This window comes from Chitinophaga vietnamensis (assembly GCF_902167635.1).
Taxonomy (GTDB): domain Bacteria; phylum Bacteroidota; class Bacteroidia; order Chitinophagales; family Chitinophagaceae; genus Chitinophaga; species Chitinophaga vietnamensis.
In genome coordinates this window covers 418624-442169 of record NZ_CABHMS010000003.1, presented here as the reverse complement: position 1 = coordinate 442169, position 23546 = coordinate 418624, and the positions used below count along the sequence as shown (strand labels likewise).

The 23546-nt window shown below is 49.6% G+C and carries 13 protein-coding genes and 1 riboswitch; of the genes, 3 read left to right on the top strand and 10 right to left on the bottom strand.

Features of this window, described 5'->3' with window-relative positions; genetic code table 11:
* Positions 1-179: 179 nt before the first annotated feature.
* A complete protein-coding gene (locus FPG75_RS09910) occupies positions 180-803 on the bottom strand; it encodes a hypothetical protein (RefSeq protein WP_143306620.1) in 624 nt (207 codons plus the stop codon).
* A gap of 124 nt (positions 804-927) precedes the next feature.
* A riboswitch (cobalamin riboswitch) is annotated at positions 928-1111 on the top strand.
* Between the two features lie 155 nt (positions 1112-1266).
* Here FPG75_RS09910 and metE point away from each other — a divergent pair.
* Complete coding sequence (gene metE / locus FPG75_RS09905) at positions 1267-3558, top strand: 5-methyltetrahydropteroyltriglutamate--homocysteine S-methyltransferase (protein WP_143306619.1); 2292 nt, start codon at positions 1267-1269, stop codon at positions 3556-3558.
* A gap of 224 nt (positions 3559-3782) precedes the next feature.
* Positions 3783-4172 carry an acyl-CoA thioesterase gene (locus FPG75_RS09900; RefSeq protein WP_236652755.1) on the top strand — a complete coding sequence of 130 codons (390 nt, stop codon included), beginning with the start codon at positions 3783-3785 and terminating at the stop codon, positions 4170-4172.
* 1 nt (position 4173) lies between these two features.
* Here the strand turns inward: FPG75_RS09900 and FPG75_RS09895 are convergent, their stop codons facing one another.
* Complete coding sequence (locus FPG75_RS09895) at positions 4174-4641, bottom strand: SRPBCC family protein (RefSeq protein ID WP_143306618.1); 468 nt, start codon at positions 4639-4641, stop codon at positions 4174-4176.
* Between the two features lie 107 nt (positions 4642-4748).
* Here FPG75_RS09895 and FPG75_RS09890 point away from each other — a divergent pair, with 107 nt between their 5' ends.
* The gene (locus FPG75_RS09890) at positions 4749-5300 is read left to right on the top strand and encodes a carboxymuconolactone decarboxylase family protein (protein WP_143306617.1); all 552 of its coding nucleotides are present in this window, start codon (positions 4749-4751) and stop codon (positions 5298-5300) included.
* Here the strand turns inward: FPG75_RS09890 and FPG75_RS09885 are convergent, their stop codons facing one another.
* The 8 genes from FPG75_RS09885 to FPG75_RS09850 form a co-directional block, all read right to left on the bottom strand.
* A complete protein-coding gene (locus tag FPG75_RS09885) occupies positions 5301-6878 on the bottom strand; it encodes an eCIS core domain-containing protein (RefSeq protein ID WP_143306616.1) in 1578 nt (525 codons plus the stop codon). It abuts the gene before it with no gap.
* A 99-nt stretch (positions 6879-6977) separates the two neighbouring features.
* Positions 6978-7919 carry a hypothetical protein gene (locus FPG75_RS09880; protein ID WP_143306615.1) on the bottom strand — a complete coding sequence of 314 codons (942 nt, stop codon included), beginning with the start codon at positions 7917-7919 and terminating at the stop codon, positions 6978-6980.
* Positions 7916-9898, bottom strand: coding sequence for a tail fiber domain-containing protein (locus FPG75_RS09875; protein ID WP_143306614.1), 1983 nt, complete (start codon positions 9896-9898; stop codon positions 7916-7918). The genes FPG75_RS09880 and FPG75_RS09875 overlap by 4 nt, the downstream gene beginning before the upstream one ends.
* 137 nt (positions 9899-10035) lie before the next feature.
* Positions 10036-10542, bottom strand: coding sequence for a hypothetical protein (locus tag FPG75_RS09870; RefSeq protein ID WP_143306613.1), 507 nt, complete (start codon positions 10540-10542; stop codon positions 10036-10038).
* 33 nt (positions 10543-10575) lie between these two features.
* The gene (locus tag FPG75_RS09865) at positions 10576-18888 is read right to left on the bottom strand and encodes an RHS repeat domain-containing protein (RefSeq protein ID WP_143306612.1); all 8313 of its coding nucleotides are present in this window, start codon (positions 18886-18888) and stop codon (positions 10576-10578) included.
* 5 nt (positions 18889-18893) lie between these two features.
* Entirely contained in the window at positions 18894-19601 is a 708-nt protein-coding gene (locus tag FPG75_RS09860; protein ID WP_143306611.1) for a hypothetical protein, read from the bottom strand.
* Between the two features lie 8 nt (positions 19602-19609).
* On the bottom strand, positions 19610-23038 hold the full coding sequence (locus FPG75_RS09855; RefSeq protein ID WP_143306610.1) for a hypothetical protein: 3429 nt from the start codon (positions 23036-23038) through the stop codon (positions 19610-19612).
* Positions 23039-23067: 29 nt separating this feature from the next.
* The gene (locus FPG75_RS09850) at positions 23068-23544 is read right to left on the bottom strand and encodes a hypothetical protein (RefSeq protein WP_143306609.1); all 477 of its coding nucleotides are present in this window, start codon (positions 23542-23544) and stop codon (positions 23068-23070) included.
* Positions 23545-23546: the final 2 nt, after the last annotated feature.

Genomic DNA, 23546 nt, shown 5'->3' with positions numbered 1-23546 from the left:
TTAAACGGATTTATAAGATTTTCCTGATTTAACGCGAGGATCAACGAGGTTCAAGCCCTTGAAGCGCTCGAAGCGCTTCAAGGGCTGCTTCGCTTAAATCCGCTACCGTTGATCTTCGTTTTGATCTCGTGGCTTAAATCAGGGTAATCTTATTAATCCGTTTAATCCTGGTCCGAAAATTACAAGATACCCGCTTTCAGCCCGCCGCTGGCGCCCACATTCACTTTTACAGGTGTTACTACTGTTTTCACTGCATTAACGGCGTGTTGTGTGGTGCCTTTAACCGTATTTGTAACGTGAGCCGCTGTGTTGACAGTAGTGTTGACAACGCCTGTAGTAGCGGATTTTACAGTAGTGGCTGCGCCGGATGCCGTAGTGGTGACAGCAGAAGTGTTGATAGCCGCATTGCCCTGTTGCGCTGTTTGCTCCGACACGTTGCCAGGTGTAGCCTGTACATCAGATTGGCTGCTGTGGCTTGCTTCAGCGTTAGGAGCTGTGATACTTCCTGCCAGCTGACTGCCCGTATTGACAGCGGTATTGGCAGCATTGTCGGCAGTGGAGGCAGCGGCAGATTTTGCAGCTGAACCCTTGGCAGCTGCTGATGTAGCCGCATTAGCACCCGCATCGGCAGCCGGCTGGGCATTCACAGACGCATTGCCTTCATGCGATGTTTGCATTGATGCCGTACCTGTATGTGTAGTAACAGCAGCAGCAGAAGATGATGATGTTCTTACAGTAGCCTGCTGGGCAAAAGCCGCTCCTGAAAGCAATAAGGCAGCAGTAATAAGCGCACTCGATTTCATGACATTGATGATTTAGGTTATTCAATAATGCTATTGTCACGACAAAGCTAGACCCCGAAAATGAAGCGAAAATGAAAAATGAGAAATTATTGTACATTTGCCCGGTCAGTTCTTTTCTATCTCTCTTTATCAACACGGAGAAGGTTTTACTTTATGTAAATTAATAGGGAATTGTGTGCGAATCACAAGCTGTCCCGCAACTGTAAGTAACCAACAAAGTTTTTACCCTTGCATGTCCACTGCCTCAACGCGGGAAGGACGGTAAAAATGTTACAAGCCAGGAGACCTGCCCTCACCGTATTGACAATGCTTTCGTGGATTGAAGCAACCGTCTGTTGATGTATCACCGCTCACCCTTACGGGGAGTAGTGTGCACCTGCATTGCTCCTTCTCCTTTTCACGACCGCATTGCGAAGCATAGTCAAGAGCTTTTAACTGTTTTATCATCTTAAAAGCATCAGTCATGCAAACGCACAACCTGGGCTATCCGAGGATAGGTAGCCGGCGTGAATTAAAAAAAGCAGCCGAACTTTACTGGGCCGGCAAAAGCCCGCTGTCAGCACTGCTGGAAACCGGACAACAGCTCCGCCGCCAGCACTGGGCCTTACAACAGGAAGCAGGCATCTCCCTGATCCCCTGCAACGATTTCTCTTTCTATGACCAGGTGCTCGACACCTTATTGATGAGCGGCGCCATCCCGCAACGCTATCATGCGCTCACAGCACTTAACGACACCGATCTCTACTTCGCCATGGCAAGAGGCTACCAGCAAAACGGACACGATATCACCGCCATGGAAATGACCAAATGGTTCGATACCAATTATCATTATATCGTCCCGGAATTTACTGCGAATCAAACGTTCCAGCTGCGCTCAACAAAAGCAGCAGACGAGTTCAAAGAAGCCACCGCACTGGGTTTCAAAGCCAAGCCCGTATTAACAGGACCTGTTACTTTCCTGTTATCAGGTAAAGAAAAAGAACAAGGTTTCCATCGCCTCGACCTGCTCCCCCGCTTGTTGCCTGTGTACTTTGAACTGCTCGCGCAGCTCCACGCTGCCGGCGCCACCTATATACAATTCGATGAGCCTTGCCTGTCGCTCGACCTGGACGAAGCCGCCCGCACCGCCATCACACATGCTTACCAGCAAATTGCCACACAGTTTCCGCAATTGCAAATTATACTGGCCAGCTACTTTGAATGCTATGGCCGCAATCTCGCTACCGTGTTGCAGCTGCCCATACATACGCTGCACCTCGATCTCGTGAGATGCCCCTCACAGCTGGACGATATCCTGCAAACAGATTTCGCCGCCAGCCATAAACATCTTTCCTTAGGCGTGGTAGATGGCAGGAATATCTGGAAGAATGATTTCGCACAATCGCTTGCCTTCATCAATAAAGCGAAAGCCGCACTGGGAGCAGATCGTATCTGGATAGCGCCTTCCTGCTCTCTCTTACATGCCCCCTGCGATCTCTCCCTGGAAAAAGATGATACAGCTCTTCCTCCCTCCATCAAGCAGTGGCTATCTTTCGCGAAACAGAAAATTGAAGAAGTGGCGACCTTGCAGCAACTGGCCACCAGTGCGCATCCCGAGCAGGATGCCCGTTATCGGGATAACCAGCTTGCGCTAAGAAGCCGGGATACTTCTCCCCTCATCCACGATCAAGCAGTGAAAGCCCGTCAGCGCGCGATCACCGACAAAGACTGCCGCCGCAACAGCGCTTTCGAAACCCGCAAACCCCGGCAGCAGCAAGCCTTACAGCTGCCGCTCTACCCTACTACTACCATCGGCTCGTTCCCGCAAACAGCCGAAGTAAGACAATGGAGAGCGCAACTGAAAAAAGGAGAACTGGATCAACAGCAATACGATGCTTTGATAGAAAAAGAAACCGTTGCCGCTATCCGCTGGCAGGAGGAGATCGGGATAGATGTGTTGGTACACGGTGAATTTGAGCGCAATGATATGGTGGAATATTTCGGCGAAAAGCTCAATGGCTTTGCCTTTACACAGCATGGCTGGGTACAGAGCTATGGCAGTCGCTGCGTAAAACCGCCCATCATCTTTGGCGACGTTAGCAGGTCCGAGCCCATGACCATTGCCTGGAGCCGCTTTGCGCAATCGCTCACCAACAAGCCGGTGAAGGGCATGCTCACCGGGCCTGTCACCATCCTGCAATGGAGCTTCGTGCGCAACGATCAGCCACGCAGCGTGACCTGTGAACAGATCGCGCTGGCCATCCGCGACGAAGCCACTGACCTGGAAAAGGCCGGCATCGGCATCATCCAGATCGACGAACCCGCCATCCGCGAAGGCCTGCCCCTGCGGCAAGAAAACAGGGCCGCCTATCTCGAATGGGCCGTACGTTGCTTTGCCATCGCCGCCAGCGGCGTGCAGGACCAGACACAGATCCACACGCATATGTGCTATTCAGAATTCAATGATATCATTCGCCATATCGCCGATATGGATGCGGATGTGATCACGATAGAATGTTCCCGCTCGCAGATGGAGCTGCTGGATGCCTTTGCAGACTTCCGCTATCCGAACGAGATAGGGCCGGGCGTTTACGATATTCACTCACCGCGCGTACCATCAAAAGAAGAAATGGTAGCGCTGATGAAAAAGGCCAGCGCCGTGATCCCCGCAGCACAACTATGGGTGAATCCCGACTGCGGCCTCAAAACCCGCCACTGGGATGAAACCAAAAAGGCGCTGAGCGCCATGGTGGCGGCGGCTAAAGAATTGAGATAAATTTTTTGATTTACGGATTTAGGGATTTACGGATTTGTGGAAACTGAAATATTGCAAAGCAGGATATTGCCGTTTCCACAAATCCGTAAATTCTTAAATCCATAAATCCGTAAATCCCAAATTCAAGCGATGAAGGCAGCATGGCATCAAGCGCTCTTCAAAGAGCGGCTGGCCAATATTTCGCGCCTGCGCTTCGGAAAATAAATAAATAAAAAAATAAGTAAATGATCACATCAGAAGAGCGGATCGCACAATCCACCACACATATTTTCAAGGCTGTTTTTCCGAATACGACCAACCACTACGATACTTTGTTTGGCGGTACCGCCATGCACCTGATGGATGAAGTGGCCTTCATTACCGCTACCCGCTTCAGTCGCCAACGCGTAGTAACGGTGAGCACCGACCGCATTGATTTCAAGAAGGCGATCCCCGCCGGCACTATCATTGAGCTGATCGGCAAAGTATACCACGTAGGCCATACCAGCCTGAAAGTACATGTAGAAGTGTATATGGAACAAATGTATTCCGATGACCGTGAAAAAGCGATCAGTGGCAATTTTGTATTTGTAGCGGTAGATGAACACAAAAACCCGGTGCCCGTAGCGCGCTGATCTACTTTCCCTGCGGGAAGCGGTCGCGCACGAGGTTCAGCTCAATACCAAATTCCAGCAAAGCCTTGAGACCCGCCAGCACCCAGCAAAAGCCGCCGGTATTATCATTCACCCATTGCAGCATTTCCATGGCATCACCTTTGAATCCGTCGGTACCGATGGATACGAAAGTGGTGTCCTTGCTGATTGGTTCAAAGGTCCATACCACATGGATCATATTGCCCATATTATTCCAATTGACCTCAATCCTTTCATTGGGCACCAGTTCCGTTACCAATGCCTCCGCACTGATATTATACATTTCCCAGGTCCATGTTACGGGCTTGCCTTTTTCCAGGCGGCCGCTGCTTTTGGTGAACCAGAAGCGGGTGGTCACCGCCGGGTCTACAAAGGCTTCAAACACCTGCGCTACCGGCTTCCTGATGAGCATGGCCGTAGAAGATACGGGTGTTTTTATTGCATCTTTCATAAATGTAACCATTTGGTTACAAATATAGGGAAAATTTTTTTTCGCCAAGATGTCCATTTTTTTATTGTCCGGTCCTTATTAGGGTATAAAACAAAAAATTGATGTTTATGAATACCTTACTCGCACCTATTGAGAAGCCCGCAGGGCTGATGATGAAACTGGCCTATTTCTTTACCCGTCGCCAGTTCGGGAAAGTATTAATGCCGATGAAAGTGCATGCAGCGCGCCTTCCGGCCGCCTTTGGCATGTTCTATGGCAAAGTATCGCAGCTCGACAAAAAACTGCAATTGCCCGCAGAAACCGTGATGCTGGTACGTCAGCAAGTGGCGCGGCTCAACATCTGCCTCTTCTGCATCGATGCTGCACGTGCGCATACCATACAGCTATCCATGAACCAGGCAAAATTTGACGCATTGGAAAATTACGCGAGCAGCCCGCTTTTCAGCGAAGGAGAGCGAGCCTTGCTGGACTATGTAAGCGCCCTTACAAAAGACAAGGTAGCTGATCCGGAAGCCTTCGCACGCATGGCGCAGCATTACTCCGAACGTGAAATATGTGAAGTGGTGTACATCGTGGCCAGCGAGCATCTATACAATCTCACCAACATTGGATTGAATATCCATTCAGATATGCTGTGTGATATAACCCGCAGGAAATGATCAATAGGCGCCGCTGATATGCTCTTCCAGCACCACGTTTACGATAAGCGGCGTATGTCCGCTACGGCGGTGTTGCAGTATCCAGAAAGGTAATAACAGCTCGTTGAGGATACTGCCGGAAAAGCCCGTGCGGGAAAGATCGGATACATCTACACCGAAATCGTCGCAGATATTGAAACGCACATCAGCAATGAAGTTCCGGGTATATGGCAGGATGGTGATGCCGGTTAATTCCACTACGAGGCCTTGCGTACCGCCGATAAGTGTCCACAGTTTCATATCGGCGCTGCCGCTGAAACTGATGACCGGCAATGTTGCCAGCGTGATGCTGCCGCAACTGATCGTATTAGTAACCGCTTGTGATGCGAGATTGGCTGCCAGCTCATGTTCCACCGAAGCGCGTGCTGCCACGAACGAAGCATGCGCCTGTGCACGGGTAGCTACATCGGAGCCGGCAGCAAAGGTTCTGCTGGATGCGGAGGAGTTATAGAAATCGCTGAAGAGAGAATAGCCATCGCTACCAGCAAAGGTAGTGAGCACACCTTGTGGCAGCAGGCGTAATGAAAAGTCGGGCATCGAATCCTGTGACAGTGCGCTCGGTAAAAGCGCGGGCGGCACCGCCGATAGTGGAAAATAGGCTGTGGTAGCGTCATCGCCGGTGCCGCAGCCACCGCGGCTTCCGATAGTCACCGGAAACGATGCACAAGGCACTACCGTGATGGCGCCCGGCGCAGCAGGCGCAGGCCCGGGAGCTGGTCTTGGCGGCGTGGGTGTGGGTGTTGGCTGCACAGCCCCTGGCACGGATGCTAATGCAAGGCGGTAGGCTTCCTGTTCCGTATCGGCGTAATCGGTGCTATTGGGGCGTATCGCACGATAAGGAATACGTACACGTATGCGCCGGGAAGCGCCGGCAGGATGCGTGCCCAAAGCGCGGGCTGCTGCCATGATACCATCCTGGCAGGCGCTGATAAAATCTGTTACATTTTCCCGGGCACCTTCCGGCGCACCGGTAATAACGAGGTGCACGTCCCAGATCGGGCCGGTTTCAAAAGCGGCAGTAGCATAATCCTGCGGGATGGTTCTTCGCTGTATCGCAGGCGTAGCCGCAGGTTGCTGCAAAGTATGCGTAAGCTCATGCGCCAGCAGATGGCGGCCATCAGCGGTATTGGGCGCAAATCTTCCTTCGTTGAAATAGATATCCTTGCCAACAGTGAATGCAGCTGCGTGCAAGTCCTGCGATAGCTGTGCAGCCTGCTGGCCGGTGTGTATCCGCACTTCGGAGAAGTCTGCATCAAAGCGGCTTTCCATGAAAGAGCGGGTGTGCGCATCCAGGCGATGGCCACCTCCCCTGCTTTCGTTGATCTGCCGTTCTGCGCCCGCACTGACGGTTTCTGTGAATGGCGCCATAGACTGGCGTTGCAGCGGTTCATCTTCATCATCACAAGCGCATTTACGCTGAACGTATACCGGTACAGGCATCATCAATTCCATCTCTGTTTCATGCGGAAGTATTTCCCTGTTAGCAGCAGGGGTGGCATCAGATATAGCCTGGGGCGCTATCATGGTTGACTGTGACATGGGGCATTTCAAATTTACGGATTTTTTGATTTACGAATTTTTTGATTGACGGATTATCCATCAATCAAAAAATTCGTAAATCAAAAAATCCGTAAATGCTTAATAGCACATGTATGTAGAGGCACTCCCTCTCATATCTTTTGTGGAGAACATGAGGTTAAGCATGCTATAGCTGGTGGCGTTGCGTATCTCCGTTTCTGTGTTGTTATACAGTTCTGCCGCCACGCCGGCAGGACCGGCATCATTCATTGCGGAGATGGTAACCGTATGCATACCTGCTGTGAAATTGATGGGGATGATATACCAGATCTCAAAGGCGCCCTGGTTGATAGAACTGTAATAGGCCACCTGTACGCCATCTACGGCCACTTTGAAAATATTATCTGCTGCAATGCCCAGGTAATAGATGCCGCTCCTGGTAAAATTCTGTCGCACAGAAAAAGATACCCATTTCCCATCCGGCACCTGCGCCCAGATGCCAGCCCTGTTGAACGGGCCGCCATAAGCGCTGGCAGCCGCCATCATCATCGATCTGGCGGCTACAGGCATGATAGTATCTTTCTTAACAGCCGTTCTCATCATAGCGCTTTGCAAGGTAGCCGTATGACAGGGCGCCACGCCACAGAGCGATTGTTCCGATGCATTCACATTCCAGAACGCATTACCGTTGATCTTGTTGCTGTTGCAGGCCTGTTCCAGGTTAGGATTGAAACCGGCGCCAAAGATGTAGGTACCACAGCAGGCATATACGTTTTGTGTGGCCATTTCGTAGAATGTGGCCGTGTTCGTGCAAGGCACCAGTTCCGAGAACCAGGGCATGCGATCATCTTTCGGCAGAAAGCTTTGATCAATGTTGAGATAACTGATCGCCTCCGCCTTGGTGATACATTTATTATCGTTCGGTAAGGTAGCACCAGCTTTGGTGGTAAAATAACCCTGTGTCACTTTCTGGATGATATAGCTGTGCGGCGCTAAAAAATCCTGTGCCATGGCCATATTCCAGCCCAATACAGTTAGTGCGGTGATCAATATTTTCTTCATTTGCTATTCTCTTTCTGCTGGTGGATAATATCTATTTGAGATGCTAACCTGTTCATCTGTTCTTTCAGGGCTTTATTCTCTGCCTGTAGTTCCTGCACTGCTTTCACCAGCAATGCCACGGTGTTGGCTTCATTCACGCCGTCGTGTTTGGGTGTGGCCATTTCTTCCGGCACTTCATCGGCGATGAAACCGATATTGCGATAATTGGCGGTGTCGGCCTTGTAGCGGAAAGTGCGCACCTGCGCCTGCTGGAGGATAGCCAATGCATTGCTGTTAAACGGCTGGATATCTTTTTTGAGGCTGCGCAGCGAGGACTGATAAAATCCCGGTGCATATACTGCCTGCGTGAAGTTGCCTCCTGCGGCGCTGACATCACCGGAGAAGTAAGCCTTGCTGTTGACATCCATCCTGAATCGCCAGCCATTGGCGCCAGCATTCACGATGCCCATGTTACCATCAATATCGCCGTAGAAGCCTCCCCTGCTGTTGCCGTCGGGCATCTGGATATCCAGCAACATGCTGCTGCTGCCTGTGCGTGGCCGGAAGCCCCATGCATTGGGGGCGCTGTTGAAGAAATAGGCATTGCCATCAGTGTATAAGCCAAAGCCATCGGGTATACGTATCCAGTTGCGGTGACTGATCTGGCCCGATGCATCGAGCTTCAATGCTACATTAGGACCGTAGGTGCCGAAGGTGACATTGCCGCTATGCCAGATATCTTTCCAGGGATTCCATACACGGTCGTCGGTTTTGTTGCGGAATCGGAGAGCGCCATCATAATTTTGCCATAGCTGGAAGGTGCCGGTGCTGGTACCAGTGGCGCAGAAATTGAGCAGGCTCGCGGTATAGCCGGTATAGGCCACTCCGTATACGCCGTTCTTGCCACTCATATTGTCCAGGCTTAGGCTGTCTATATATCCACGATGGCGGATAATGCTGGCATCGTTGCCAGCATGCCATATCGTGTTGCCTTTAACGCTTGGATCAACGTTGAAGTTGAAACTGAAAGGCTGCCAATTGGCCACCTGCAGGCCATTTGCCCGTAATGTGAGCGAGCCGTCGCCTTCCGAGTTGATACCGGAATCATAATCGCCTACCGCCAGCGAGATCGTAGGCGCGCCCGGGCCATAGATATTGTTGACATGTATCTTGTTGGCCGTCTGGTTACTGCGGTTGGTAACGGAAGTGAGGTCATCTGCTTCCGATGGCGCGTTGACGATATTACCCCAGGCCACCGTAGCCGCACCAGGTGTATTGAGCGCTATTTTCGTGTAGACATTGGCGTTACGCGCATAGGCGGCATCAGCAAAATCCTTGAACACCAGCTCCCGCCAGGATGACCATGCCGGTTGTGTATCGTCCTTTGTTCTGATGAAAGCGCCATTAGGTCCTTTGTCTTCCCCATCCCAATTAACCGCAAACTGGTAACCGCGGCCGGTATCCACCACTGCATGGCCAATATAATAGTTGTTGCCCGCAGTGGGATTAGCCAGCGACTGCTCCGATTTCAGCGGCATATCCGGCGAAGTATAGGCAGCAAAACCCGTCACCTGCTGACTGGGATATTGCCCCACAGGATTCGATGTGCCCCAGGGCACATCGAGAAAAGTAGCTACCGGCGCCTTCAGCGAATAAGTGATATTTCTTTTTACATATTTCAGCATATCGCCTTCGCGGTAAATGGTGTCGATACCGCTGATGCCCGGCAGGGTGCTGAGGTCCAGCGTGTCCTGGCCAGTGATCGCAATTTGCGAGCTGCCTATTTTCTGTAAACGTACCCGCCTGAATTCCGTGCGGCCCTTGCCTTTGTTGAAAAGAAAGCCGGAAACGCCCTGGGTATGGTTTTCGATTACCAGTTCGGCGGTATCGCATACGTTGTAGATGCGGACGGTATCTGCGCGGATCTGGTAGAGTTTCTGAGCGTAGGTGATGTTGGTTAACAACAGGGCTCCGAGGAGCCCTGTGATGAATGATTTCATGGTATAGTGTGGGTGTTTGTGATATTAATGCCTACTAAATTTGGTCCTAAAGATTTCTTTCATAAAATACACGGATCAACTATACTATAAGCACTTATTGAATATTTCGCATCGAAATTCCAATCCAAGCAGTGCAATTATTTTAATGAAATCCCATATCTAGGGTTTATGTACCAAATCCCGTTGTATCTTTGAATGCTATATACCGGATATCTAATATCCGGTATAAATTCAACATACTTCTTTTTGGTCAGTAACCTTATCACAATCTTAGAATCTTTTTCCAAACCATGTAAGACCACATTCTTATATGAATAACCAGTACTTGTATAAGGGTTATTCGCCTTTTTAATATAAAGTTGAGCAATCTTTCGGCCGTTATTATAAACTGCAGTACTGTCATCAAATACTTCGAAGAATGCCAGTACCAAGCTGTCCTCCGGATTAAGTGGAGTGGCATTGGGATGTTTATCATAATAACCTTCTCCAATACGTACGGAGTCTCTTTGATACCCCAATTCATTCATCATCATATCTGTAGATTTATGCGTAAAACCACATGATGCTTCAAGTAGCGAAAAGGACGCACAACTACCAATAGAGATCAATCTAGCATATGTTTTCAACATCAGGATACTTGCCATATTTAATTTAATTATAAAATTGTTAGTTAGTTTTTAGGGGGTTCCTGTACTACTCGCTCCTCCAGTATTCTTTAAAGCATCTCTTGTAGTATTAGAGTTCTCTTTTATCAATTTAAATAGAGCTCTAATCTGATTTGGCAAGACTTGCCAGTTGCCTTTAGGATTTGGTTTAAGTCCTGGATCCGGATTTTCCGCTGAATTCATAAAATTGTTCTTAATAATTTTGGGAACCGGACTCTCCGATTGATTAATTTCTGGCAAAAAAAGCTTTTCAATATCAGATAGTTCCCAAGGGTGGCTTCCTCCTCCAGAATGGAAACCCTCATGTATCATTGTATTGTAAAGATCCGGCCCCATTTTCACCTGTTTTCCATCCATGGTAATACCAACACTCATGGAAAATTCGGTAATTTTTAAATAGGTGTCCCCGGGAGTAGAGCTTGTTTCAGTATGATTTGTTGTTACCCCGTCCTCTACCGTTGTCCACTTTTTCGTAGTACTTGTCCTGTCATCAAACCTTAAAACACCTTCGTTTCTTGGATCTTTAGGATCTGAAGTAGGCGGATTATAATCAAGAATTACTTCTGTTCTATATAGTACCTTGAATGGGATACCATATAGAAATACAACAGACTCCGTTCTTAAATTCTGCTCCATTTGATGACTAACTTCCTCTGCATATCTCTGTATTACTGCTGCATCGGTGACAATTCTTGACGCATTAACCACATGCATCTTTACCGTCATGACATTTTCCAACATAAAGTCTGCGTCACCTACATTCGCAAACCAACTACTTGCAGCCCATTCTTTGCCATCTCGATCAACCCCGTCTATTGGCCTATTGCTTGCAAATTGATAAGGAGTTAGCATTGGGTATGCCTTCGTCAACGGATCCACACTCAAGAACTTCCCAATCCTCGGATCATACACCCTCATTCCATAATCCTGCTGGTTCCCATCTCCCTTCACCTCATTATCATTCTCCTTGCCATTGAACCCATATCTGTAAATACTTGCATCAAAACTCCTACCATTCAGCTGCATACCAAACGGCGCATAATCCGTTGCTGATACAATCCTTGGCAGATAATAACCTACGGTACTATCGTTAACGCCTACACTGAGCCTGTCATCACCCGTAGTGGCGAGTACGTTACCGAGATGGTTGGACAATTCAAAGAACTTATAACCACGTTTAAATGTACTAAAGAATCCTGAACCCAGGCCATTCATCGGCATGGTAGGTATTACGCTATCACGCTCTACTGGCATGGTCCATGTATTGATACCAAGACGGCTGCTTCCATAGAGATGCGCTTCGATTTGGCTCAGGAGGCCATTATTCACGTTTTGATCGCCGGAAACATAGACACTCATCACTTTGCCGGAGGCGTCGCGGATATAGCGGGTCTCTTTGCCATTTATATTTTTGGAGATACGGTTACCACTTACATCATAGGTGTAATTGATAGTAGTGTTGTCATTTTTCGTGATACTTCTGATTTTACCATATAAGGTCCACTCGATCTTCCTGATATTCGACGCGCTATCGCGAGTCATATTACCAATCGAATCATATTGGTAGTTACCTACGGCCTGCACATCAATATCATTATCATATGCCGTAACCGGCACGGTATCATTGATCCATGAAAGCTTGTTTGTTCCTGGCATATAATTATACGCCATGCGGTCCATTTCCAGCGGCTTGCCAGCCCAGGTATTGTTACCATTACGTTGGTAAGTAAGAATGTTGCCATTCGGATCGTAAGAGATACGTTCGCGGAAATCACCTACTTGTATTGGCGTCCACACGTTGGCTGCGGTATCGAGGTTACGGTGCGCATCCATAGCAATGATCCTGTTCAGCACATCGTATTTGTAAGCATACAATAAAGGCTCGCCCGCTTTCGGCACATTCACGCTCATTGCGCCGATGTTGCCATTGTACAGCGGTTTCAACACATTACCTGACGCAGCAAACGGACGTACGGTTGTTACAGGTTTGTAATCATTGTCACCGAAATAGTGCAGGGCATAGCCATAAGCATCCTTGGCGGTGATACCACCCTGAGCGCCATCATTACCCATATCGTACTTGCCGCTGGTGCTGTTCACCCCTTTGAGCCAACCCTGCAACGTATAGGCGTAGTCGATACCCTGTACCTGCGCCTGACCAATCACTGCACGCGCCAGCGGGCCATGTTTATAGTATTGATAGTAGGCATCGTTTTCCCAATAGATACTATCACGGCTGGTTTCAACATTCGTAAGCCTGTTTTCCGCATCGTAACTATAACGGTGATAGAAGGCATCTATCTTGCCCGGTTGATAGCTTACAGTATTTACCTTTCCACTGATGAGATCATAGTCGTAATTGATCTTCTTGAAACGGTTGCCCAGATTATTAGCAGTGCCCGGGTTATAATCCTGCATCAGCGATTTCACATTGCCGTGAATGTCATAACTGTAGTAAGTAGCCGATGCATGCTTACCCGGCAAGGTGTCCGCAATGCTGTTATACACGGCGCTCCACGCTACGCGGTTGCGCAGGTTGGTTGGTGACCAATCAGTGCCATCCGTAAATTGGTATGGAATATCATATACCGTTCTTGTGATCTCCGTTCTCGCCGCCAATGGACTGTTGATCCAGCTTTGCAGATTGGCTTCATCTCTTGACACGGTATCAGTCATCGGCGTAGCCTGATGTATCTGCCCTACCTCCGTGATACGACCAATACCATCGTACAAGGTATAGCTGTAATTGCCGTCCACACGCTGTTGCGCATTCTGCGACACCGCCAGGCGGCCCAAACGATCATACCAGAAATGTGAGATACCCGCATCCGGTGTTTTCTGTTCTGCAATCTTATTAAGTGTATTGTAACGATAATCCGTTACCATCTTATGCGCTGGCGTCAACGTAGTGCCATTAGCCACCGCCGCTTTCACCTTCGCGATCCATTCCGGTGAACGGTCTCTCACTACGCCAGCGGGAGGTACAGTCTTCACGAGATTACCCGCCTGATCATAGTAATAGAGCGTATGATGATATTCGTTACTTGCATATGTCATGGAGAACATCTCCCTGGAAGGCGCCGTGAATGCGGTGTTCAGGTACTCGCGTTCAAAGGTGTTCATCACAGAATCCCTGCGGTAGTTGAACACTTCCGTCCCTTTCACCTCTGCCAGGATGGTGCTGTCAGAGCAGCTGGGGGTGATGTTCAGCGGATCTTCCATGTAGCTGGGGGTAGCATTGCCGCACATCATGCCGTTGTAGGCATAGAAACAACTGTCGATACCCGGACAGGAAGCATTGGTTACCTGCAAGGACAATACCCGCTCTCCTATTCCCAACTCGCTTACATTCCAGGTGCCGAGGAACTGCTCGTTCTGCGCGCTGGCAGCCTGTTTGGCAACGGCCATCGGGAGAAAGCCCATAGTAGCCGGCGCATCGTTACAACCTGTTCTGCCCGTGCTGTTGCTGAGCATCAGCATGGCATTGTTGTTATAAAGACCGGCGCCCGCGAAATTGGCGTCGCTACGCTGGATCACACCATAGAGGCGCTCATTGGCCGATAGCTGCACATGGTTGGTCCAGCTGATGGAATCATTTGTAATACGCTGCCACCATACATCGCCATTGGATTGTGCCGTAATCATGCTGCCATCGCCGGTAGTGGCGGCCGACCAGGCGCCCGCTTGCGTCCCGCCCGGGCCCTGCATCACCCTGGCCACAGGCGCTTCGTTAGCACCGTTGATATCCAGCAAAGCGCCACTGCCGGCATTCACCACCGACAACGTATAGCCGATCGGGGTAGCCATCATGCGTATATTACCAGAAGCATCTACCGGCAAACTGAACTGCGATAAATTATAATTGGCGCCATTCCCCATAGACTGTTTGATCACCATCGGCTTCCAGCTGCCGCTGATATAGGTCGCAGATGCAGTGTACAGCGTATCGTTGCGTTCCATCAAACTAATATGATCTACACCCTGACCGGTGGTCTGTTGTTTCAACCATTTCAACTCACCATCCAGCGTTAGTACGCCGGTTACCCAATCTGTGGCTTGTCCGTTGGTAGTACGGTAACCAGAGATAGCGATATTACCCGAAGCAGTGATCAGCACATCGCTGCCGGCAGCGCCGAAGTTGCTGCCCATATCAATAGCACGGTTCCACAACAGGTTACCGTCTTCATCTGTTCTCACCACGAAAATAGCGCCCTGATCATAACAAAAAGATTGTGTGGTGCCTATGGCAATAAAGCCTGTATCGCCTAATGGCACAATGCGCCGGAAGGCGTCATTGGCGCTGCTACCAAAGTTTTTAGCCCACAACAGCGAACCAGTGTTATTGGTGCGGATGATGTACGCATCTGTACCACCAAAGCTATTGCCAGTAGTGCTGCCCGCCATCACAAAACCATTGCTGGTTTCATGGATATCGGTGATATTATCGGCGCCGCCATTGTCATAGACGTTCACCATCTGTTTACTACGACTGCTGCCCGGCACACAAACCCTTGTAGGATCTTTCATCTGACCGTTGGCGCAGCTGTCGCGGAACTCCAGGTATTCCGGCGCTTTCTTGTTAAAGCCCAGCCTGTTGTTCATGTAATTCTCAAAGGCAATATTTACAACGCGTAATTGATCAGTAGAATCTACATAAACAGGCGCTTGTTTATAGATATTGATGTAATTGGTATAGAGAGAATCCACCACCTTGCAGGGCACGCAGGGCGGCGCAATGCCGCATTGCAGAAAGGCCGGCACTTTCAGCGGTTTCTCCAGGTACGTACATGCGTTGGCGTTAGTACATGCTGCCTGCATGGCATCGAGATCAGCCTGTGCGATCCTGATGCCGCGTACGCGGTACAAGTAGGCCGACAAAGTAGTATCCTGTGTTTTCTTCTTCGCATTATACTCCAGGTTGAGGGCAGACAAATTACTGCACTCACAATCTTTCGGTTTGGTATAAGACACGGTTGTCACCTGTGCCTTTTGTAAATCATAAGGTTTGGGGAAGGTGATAAGATCAGCATTACAGATAAACGGATCAGTGATCTGTTTACGACTGTTATACTCGGCCAACACCTGTTCGAAGCTCTTGTAATAAGCCCAGGTATTGGGTTTGATGGTGCTGGCGCCATACGGGTGCGTAGCATCCTGCGCATTCTGCGCTACCTGCAGCAGCTTGCTCTTGATCTCTGCCAATGCCTGTACATCATACTTACAAGGCGCGAGCTGACGCATCCATACATTGGAAAGACTATCGAGATTTTCCTTGTATTGCTGTTTGATGGCTGCCTGTACGGCCTGTGATGCGGTATTGGCATCCGTAGGCACATTAGGATTCACGATCTTGTCGATACCCGTTTGAGCAGCGGCATCCTGGCTGGTAAAGAAACGCGGTTGCTTCTTGTTAGCCACCAGGTCGCGGTTAAAGTAGCCATTGTCCACAATCACTTTGGAGAAGATCTGCTGACGGTGTGCGGTGGCATACAGTCCGCGGAACATCCGCCAGATCATGTCCAGGTCGCCGGTGCAAAATTCTGCTTCTGCATTCCAGGGCTGATAGCCAGCATAGCGGCTCATGCAGGCATTATCGCCGCCGCATTTAGCGGAGATCACCGCCATCGCAAACATGGATACCTGTTTGCGGACATTGGCACCACCACTTCTTACATCTACTGTCTTGAATACATCGAGCTGTTTTTGTAAAGCGCTCCGGTCGTTGCTATTCACCAACAGCGTATCAAAACCGGCAGTCAAGGGGCTTAGGTAACCAAGCTTTTTGGCTTCTGCATAAGTATCTACCGCGGAAAATTTCTTTTCCCACAACAGCGACTGCCGGTAGATGCCCATACGTATGAGGCGGTCTCTTTCCGGATGTTTGTCCAGCAAGGCAATGGCCCATGATTCCTGGAAATTGTCTGCAAAGTCGGAAGGCTGTAATTTCTGCGGGATTACCTTATTGCCGGTGGCAGGCAGGAATACGGAATCCTGGCGCCCGGCAGCATCTCTGTACACCATATCCGTACGGGTGTAGAAAGAAGATGGACGGATATTATTATCACGGAAGAAAATAGAATAGGTAGAACCAGAGTCTGCGAGAGATGCATACTGACCGAAGGGCGCGCTCATATCGCTGAGCATGAGGCTCCGCATATCGTCATATTCCGTGCGGAGCGAATCTGTACAATCGCCGCAATCGGGCCCGCAGGGCTGCTGGCGCATATCTTTCTTCACGCTATCGATCGTTTTATCTATCGACACACATACATTCGATTTGAGGAAGATGCTGTCGCGATAATAATTCATGACCTGCTGGTTGATGGTCAGTACTTTGGAAAGGTCGTACTGTCCTTTCTCCAGGTATTGCCTGAAAGCGAGTACCACAGGCGTATCCACGATGGTGGCGGCACGAAGGTCATCGGGATTATAGTTGCGTACTACTTTCTCCACTGGCGCACCACCGAGGCGGAGGTTCATCACATCATCCGTGAGGCGGATGCGCAGTTCATAAGCGCCGGTGTAAGACACCGTATCACCTGCGCAGTTGCGCATCTTTAATACCGGCGGGTTCAGCTGGTATTTGAAATCATAGTACCCGGCTTCATCTACATTGAATGAATGCTGGATCACCATGGATCGCGGCTGGAAGAGGGTTTGTTTATAATTAGTGATGGTGTCATTATGTATCTCGGGATGCTTCTCCGGAAGTGGCGACAGCAGCGTATCTGCGCCGCTACCTGTGAGTGCGGTAGCGATGGTACGGCCGTGCATATCGAGATAGGTAACAACCATTTGTCCGTTCGGATCGGTAACTGTGTTTTTGAAATAATGACTGGCATTACCTACCTCGGTACCAAACAAAGCATAGAGATCTTCCTGGGCGGCAGTCCCATACCCATAAGTGGTTTCATGGCCTCCGTTTATTTTGAATAGCTTACCTACGCTGCCTTGTTGCCTCGGCCGGCCGGTATTGTCAGCCATGAAATTTGTTTCGGTATAGGCATACCCTTCTGCATCAGGCAGGAAGCGGTTGAAGCCAGTATCTTTTTGGGGATTGGCGGGAGAATAGTACTGGTTCGTACCGCTGCCCGTGCCCATTGGTTCGGCGCTGGTAGTGATCAGATCCAGCGGCGTATTGAGGCGGTCGTATTTATCTTTGTCGTATTCGTTGCCGTTGATATCAGTATTAAATCTTTTCGTATACTGGATCACGTTACTCAGGGTAGGCGCAGGCAACACCTGTATCACGGGGCGGCCCTGGTAGTCGTACATCGATTCTGCTACAATCGTCGTATTGGTAGTATTATCTTTCGTCACTACCTGCCGGTTGCGCAGCGATCCATCAAAATAGCTCACCGCTACTTTCCGCTTGCCATCTTCGGCAAATGAAGTAGATGCCTGCCAGTTGAGCCGCCGTTGGTGACCTTTGTAAGCGAAGGCGCCTAAACCGCCGCTGTAGGCCGAGCTCCAGGTGGTTTCCTTTCTACCGTAATTCTTCCGTTCCTGCACCGCTCTCACACGAAAATAAAGCACGCCTTCCTTGTCGTACATCAAGGGAATCGTATAGCTGGTACCCGCCACGGTTACGCGGGTAGACCTGTAAGTGAACAGCAGATCAGGTTGTATCGGATTGCCATAACGGTTGCCTTCTATCGCACTGGAATCTACATAAGCCCATTCCAGGTCGTATACGTCTGCACCTGTGATGGCAGGCCAGCTCACAGGCAGTTCATCGTCTGTATCCTGGTTAATATTATTATTGAAATTGATGGTAGTGATCACATCGGATGCCGACAGCTTGAACAAAGGATGTATATCCATCGCATTTTCCAGCTGCAATGCAGGCCAGATATTGGTTGTAGCATCGGTGGATACGCTGAGCACTTTCACCTTCACTTCATGCGCATTGGCGAAAATAAAGGAGTTGCGCAGGTTGTAGGGATTAGCTGTATCGTAACTTACCGACAAAGATTTATCAGTAGAGTCCAGGCGCAGATCAGGCGTTTTATAGATGATCCGGAAATTGACGGTGGCCGTAAATTTCGCGGGCAGCTTGCGCGTAGAATATTCGTTGATCAGGAACGTGATCACGTTCTTTACATAGTAGGGCGTATCCAGCTTGCTGGTGAGGGCCGCATCGAAGTAGATGCTGTCCTGTACCGTCACGGCCATATCAGCCTTGAGCTGGCCGGCGGCCCCATCCAGCGTACGCTTGATGAGGATGCCCTTGCCCGACTGCGCAGCTGTGCGCCCGGCAACAAACAATGTCAAGCCTGTGCACAGGACAAGAAACAGGGATAATTGCTGTAAATAGGACTTCATGTAGACTATAGGTTCGGCGATGCTAAAAATATTTGATAGTCGGCGTATGCTGCGGCGGTCCGGTATTCCTTCTCACCCGCAACAAAGTACCGGCGTTCGTCTGTTCCGTTATATCCTGCGGGCAGGGCGGTATAATTGCTGAATGCATAACGTATAGTCATATACGTTGGATGGCCGGCGTCTTCCGCTTGCCGCAGTTCCAGCAGGATACCTTCCATATGCCCGGTTTTGTGATCCAGCGTGATGATGATCTGTTTCACCGGTGATGATTCCTTGCCGGTGATGGTAATGATCTCCTTCCCTTTCACAGATGCTTTCGACCAGGAGCCCGCTACCTTTGCCAGCAGCTGGCCGTTCATCATATCCAGCGGTGAAGCCTGTTCCCGGTTCCGCCTCGCGATCATCATCCGTTTCTCTTCCTTGAACAATACCAGCTGGTACTTATCGTTGTATACCGTTTCTGTAACTTCGTTGGTCACTCGCATGTTATCACCATTCAACTCCACGTGACTAAACATGGAATCCGGTATGCCCGCCGGACCGGTAGTATCCGTGAAGTAGGTCTTCACATCATAGGCGATGGGCGCTTGTCTGCTGGCCTCATACACCTGCCGCATCTCTTTGAACAAGGCGGCGGTATCTGTGGATACCTGCGCCTGTGTAATGCCCGCCAGCAGCAGCATACAGCAGGCCAATAGCAATACTTTCTTCATACTTCCTCCTATTCTTCTTTGATCAATCCTGATCTGGTTTCTGAAATAGTTTTTACGCCGCGCTCCGTCTCTTTCTTCACACGGTTAAGCGTGCCATCGTCGTCGTATTCGTAGAAAGTAGCGTAGTTGTTCTCATCCAGTTCTGCCATGAGCCGCAATGTTTGCGGATCGTATACAAATGATTTCATATTGGCATTGTAGGGATGCAGGCGGATATCATCTATATAAACATTGGAAGAGGATGGCGCGGTTACTACAAAACTCATGGAGGTAGCGGTTTTGCTGAGCTTCACCACCTGTTCATAACGCTGCCATCCGTCGATGATAACGCCGGTGGGCTTGGCTTCTGCGATCACCCGTACTTCGTCTGGGCCGCCCACGAACACCATCACTTTCGTTTTCGTATAGACGGTACAGTTACATGGCTGCTCTTCTTTCACCCAGATGCTGAACAACATCTGTTTGCCGGTAACCGGGGAGAATGCCGGGATGATCACGTTCTTGTTCACCCGCACGCTTTTCAGCACCGTGCCGGCGCAATTGCTGCCGTAGTTGAAGGTGGGGGCAGACAAGGCGATATCATCATCCACCGCCGGCGCATTGAGGCCAAGGTCCTTGCCTGCATTAATTTTCAGGCTATAGCGACCGGTGTGGTGTTGTGTACTGTCGATGCTATTGATATAGGCAGAAAAATCGAAATGACGGTTTACGGGGCAGATGGTATCACCGCAGCCGGCAGTCTGGAAGAAATAATCTTCAAAGCCGTCGAAGGCAGCATCCCGGTAGCGGGCGTTCTGCACTACCGCTACGGGCAATGCTTCGTCATAACCGTAGATACCGGCATTGTAGCGGCCCAGCGGGTCTTTATTTTCCAGTTCAAATCCTTTTTTGCTGAAGATGGTGCTCATGGTATTCCATACCCAGCGGGTGGTATCATACTTCGCAGACCATTTACCAGCCTGCAATTGCCAGAATTGCATGAAATTCCTGATGGTACCATCTTTCCGGATATTGGTAAGTTCATTTACCGTATTGGAAGAACGGGTGCTGTAATAAGTATAACTGCGTTCGGTGCGCCAGTTGCCCAACAGCCCATAGGTGTAAGGGTTTACGCTGGTATCCGAGAGCGCGCTGTAGCACACCGGGTTGTAGCGGGCCATGTTCACCTGTACGGTTCCAATCAGCGGCGCGTCGCACATATCGGTATTCACCACTACTTTGTACAGGCCGGAATCGCGGTTGGTAGCATTCCGGATGACCAGCTGCTGCGTAGAGGCGGAACCGTTAGTGAGCACATTTACATTCGGGCCTGACCATTTGTATTGTATTGCTTCTGATGGCAGGTTCACCACTTTGAAAGTGAGCTTGTCGCCATAGCAGTAATAAGGTTTATCTACCGATGCCAAGTGAAAATTGGCGAAATCCATGATGGTTACTGCTTGTACGATGGATTCGTTACAGCTGTTCCTGATCCTCACTTCATAAGTATGACCTTTCATCAGCTGATAGGAGGTCGTGCTTCTGAAAGCGCCGGTGGTATTGATATCTATGTATGGGCCGTTGAGTGAATTTCCTACTTCAGAGAGGTAATAGGTGTAGTTGTTGTTACCAGATTCCCCTCCCATGGCGCGGATGCGTATCTGTCCTTCATTATCGGGCCTTCCCGGGCAAACAAAGCCGAGGGTGTATCGGCTGTTGATGTCCATCGGTGTTTTTTTGTAGTTGATAGTTTGCGGGTTTACACTGTAGGAATAGTTGTAACCATAAGATATTTTGTAATTGCCTTCCAGTGGCAGCGTAACAGTGTCTCCAGCGTAGCCGGTCGCGATATTCTTGCCAAGGGCATCTGCTATCTGGAAATAGATCTTTGACGACTGTGCGCCTTTCACGGCATTGCCTTTGGGTATCACTTTCAGGCCATTGCAGGAACGCACTGCATCATAGCTGCCATAGAAATGATATACATCTTCATCACGTATGGTAACAGGCAGCATAAAACTGTCGCAAGGCGTTACCACCTTGTATATATAAAACCCTGGAGGCAGGCCATAGTAGGTATTGGGTGGATCTCCATAGAACGACAAGGCATAGTTAATAGGCTCCGTAACTGTATATAACTGCGTTACCCTTGGATATACCATAGAAATGGTCGTTCCAACCGGAAAGCCGGCAGCAGGCGATATCTGTACAACGCCGATACCGTCATAGCCTCCTTCATTATATGGATCACGGACAACGCTGATCGTGAAATCTATTTTGATCGGTTGCTGATTAAGCGTCTGGGTGTACAATAGTTTACCGGTAGAAGAACGCAGCTCCAGTGTATAGTTTCCATAAGGAACATTTTTAATGAGCAAGTTCCCCTGATTGCTGATGGTGTTGCTATATGTCTGGGAAGGGTTATCCTGGTTGATCAGCGTGGCGGTAAGCGGATAACATCCGGCATACCCTGCTATGCTGAGATTGGCGGAAAAGGTATTATTACAGTTATGGCTGATCGCCACCTGGTAGATGTAAGGGGTGACAAGGGTTACACTGGATGGATAAGTACTCCCACAAGTTTCTGTGAAGCCTTTATATACCTGCGAGCTGTAATCCTCCATGCTCTTACCCTTCGGCAATGGCACCGTATCCATGAAATAGGTATTTACCGGCACCTTCCTGGTATTGGAGCTAAGCACATCCAGCTGACCGTGATACAACATACTTACTTCGCCGGACGGATAGCCATCCAGGTTGATCAGGGTCATGAAAACGGCGGTGTCGCAGCGGCCGATCGTTCCCCAGGTATAGGTCCACATGTTTGCAGGAGACACATTCACCGGAACCGTATCCCTGGCCGATCCGCAGGCATCGATCACATCAAATACATAATGACCGGTAATCAGCGAATCAAACAGGAAAGTAGTTTGCGAGGTGCTCACCGTTTTGATACCAGTGTATGCGGCAGGCGATTTCAGCATACGGATCGTATAAGGCGTACGTCCTCCTTTGATGGTCAGTTGTATCTTTCCGGGAATACAACTATTGAGGTAAGGACGGAACTGCACGCCACTGTATTCCAGGTCATTCTTGTAATTCCCCGGCACGGTTACCGGCACTTCTTTAAACACCGGGCTGCCGGCACACATGGCCTCCACCTTCAATTTATACTCTCCTGCACGGATATTATCCAGCACAGAGAAAGAGCTTTTGGCAATGAGCGTTCCTCCCGGCGTTAGCGGATCGAGAGAATACTGAATACTGTCCATCCCCGCCAGATCAGGCCCCGTGAGCTTCACCGTGATCCTGCCGCTGGCAATACACAGGGAACTATCCACCGTAGTGCCAACCGACCAGTTCACACATTGGGCCGATACATTTTTGCTACATATAAAAAACAACACCATCCACACCAGTACAGCGCAAGGTCTTTTGATATAAGAGATAATAGGCATCTGCAATAATTATATTTAGTTCAACAGGATCATTTACCGGCGGCTGTACGTATGTACAGGCAGGTGTAGACGATGCGCACCGGCTGACCGGTTGTTTTATCCGTATAGCTGGCAGACATGGGCCCTATTTCAAAAGAGCCGGCCGCCCTGGAAGCATATGGGAAATAACGTTTATTCACCGGCGCATCAGGCCCTGAAGGACGCAGGTCCCTCAGTTCCAGCTCTTCCGGCTTCAGGCGATAACTCCATGTTTCCATATTGTTACCACGTTCCATCACACAGAGCGTATCACGGAAGGCCAGCTTGTTATAGAGCGGTGCATTGATCTTCATCGCGTCTTCCACGGTAAGCACCTGTTTGCTGATCAGGGCATTGCTCCAGAAATCATGTGTTTCCAGGTTCACCTGTTGTAATTTCCATTCACCCGAAACCTGTTGTGCGCCAGCTTTTCCGGCTACCGTCAACAGCGTGGATATCATCAGTATATGCAGCAGTTTCATTTTCATCT

Coding starts and splice junctions, on each gene's coding strand:
- FPG75_RS09875 (WP_143306614.1), bottom strand. CDS start 9,898: ATGAAATCATTCATCACAGGGCTCCTCGGAGCCCTGTTGTTAACCAAC.
- FPG75_RS09880 (WP_143306615.1), bottom strand. CDS start 7,919: ATGAAGAAAATATTGATCACCGCACTAACTGTATTGGGCTGGAATATG.
- FPG75_RS09855 (WP_143306610.1), bottom strand. CDS start 23,038: ATGCCTATTATCTCTTATATCAAAAGACCTTGCGCTGTACTGGTGTGG.
- FPG75_RS09850 (WP_143306609.1), bottom strand. CDS start 23,544: ATGAAAATGAAACTGCTGCATATACTGATGATATCCACGCTGTTGACG.
- FPG75_RS09910 (WP_143306620.1), bottom strand. CDS start 803: ATGAAATCGAGTGCGCTTATTACTGCTGCCTTATTGCTTTCAGGAGCG.
- FPG75_RS09900 (WP_236652755.1), top strand. CDS start 3,783: ATGATCACATCAGAAGAGCGGATCGCACAATCCACCACACATATTTTC.
- FPG75_RS09870 (WP_143306613.1), bottom strand. CDS start 10,542: ATGGCAAGTATCCTGATGTTGAAAACATATGCTAGATTGATCTCTATT.
- metE (WP_143306619.1), top strand. CDS start 1,267: ATGCAAACGCACAACCTGGGCTATCCGAGGATAGGTAGCCGGCGTGAA.
- FPG75_RS09865 (WP_143306612.1), bottom strand. CDS start 18,888: ATGAAGTCCTATTTACAGCAATTATCCCTGTTTCTTGTCCTGTGCACA.
- FPG75_RS09885 (WP_143306616.1), bottom strand. CDS start 6,878: ATGTCACAGTCAACCATGATAGCGCCCCAGGCTATATCTGATGCCACC.
- FPG75_RS09895 (WP_143306618.1), bottom strand. CDS start 4,641: ATGAAAGATGCAATAAAAACACCCGTATCTTCTACGGCCATGCTCATC.
- FPG75_RS09860 (WP_143306611.1), bottom strand. CDS start 19,601: ATGAAGAAAGTATTGCTATTGGCCTGCTGTATGCTGCTGCTGGCGGGC.
- FPG75_RS09890 (WP_143306617.1), top strand. CDS start 4,749: ATGAATACCTTACTCGCACCTATTGAGAAGCCCGCAGGGCTGATGATG.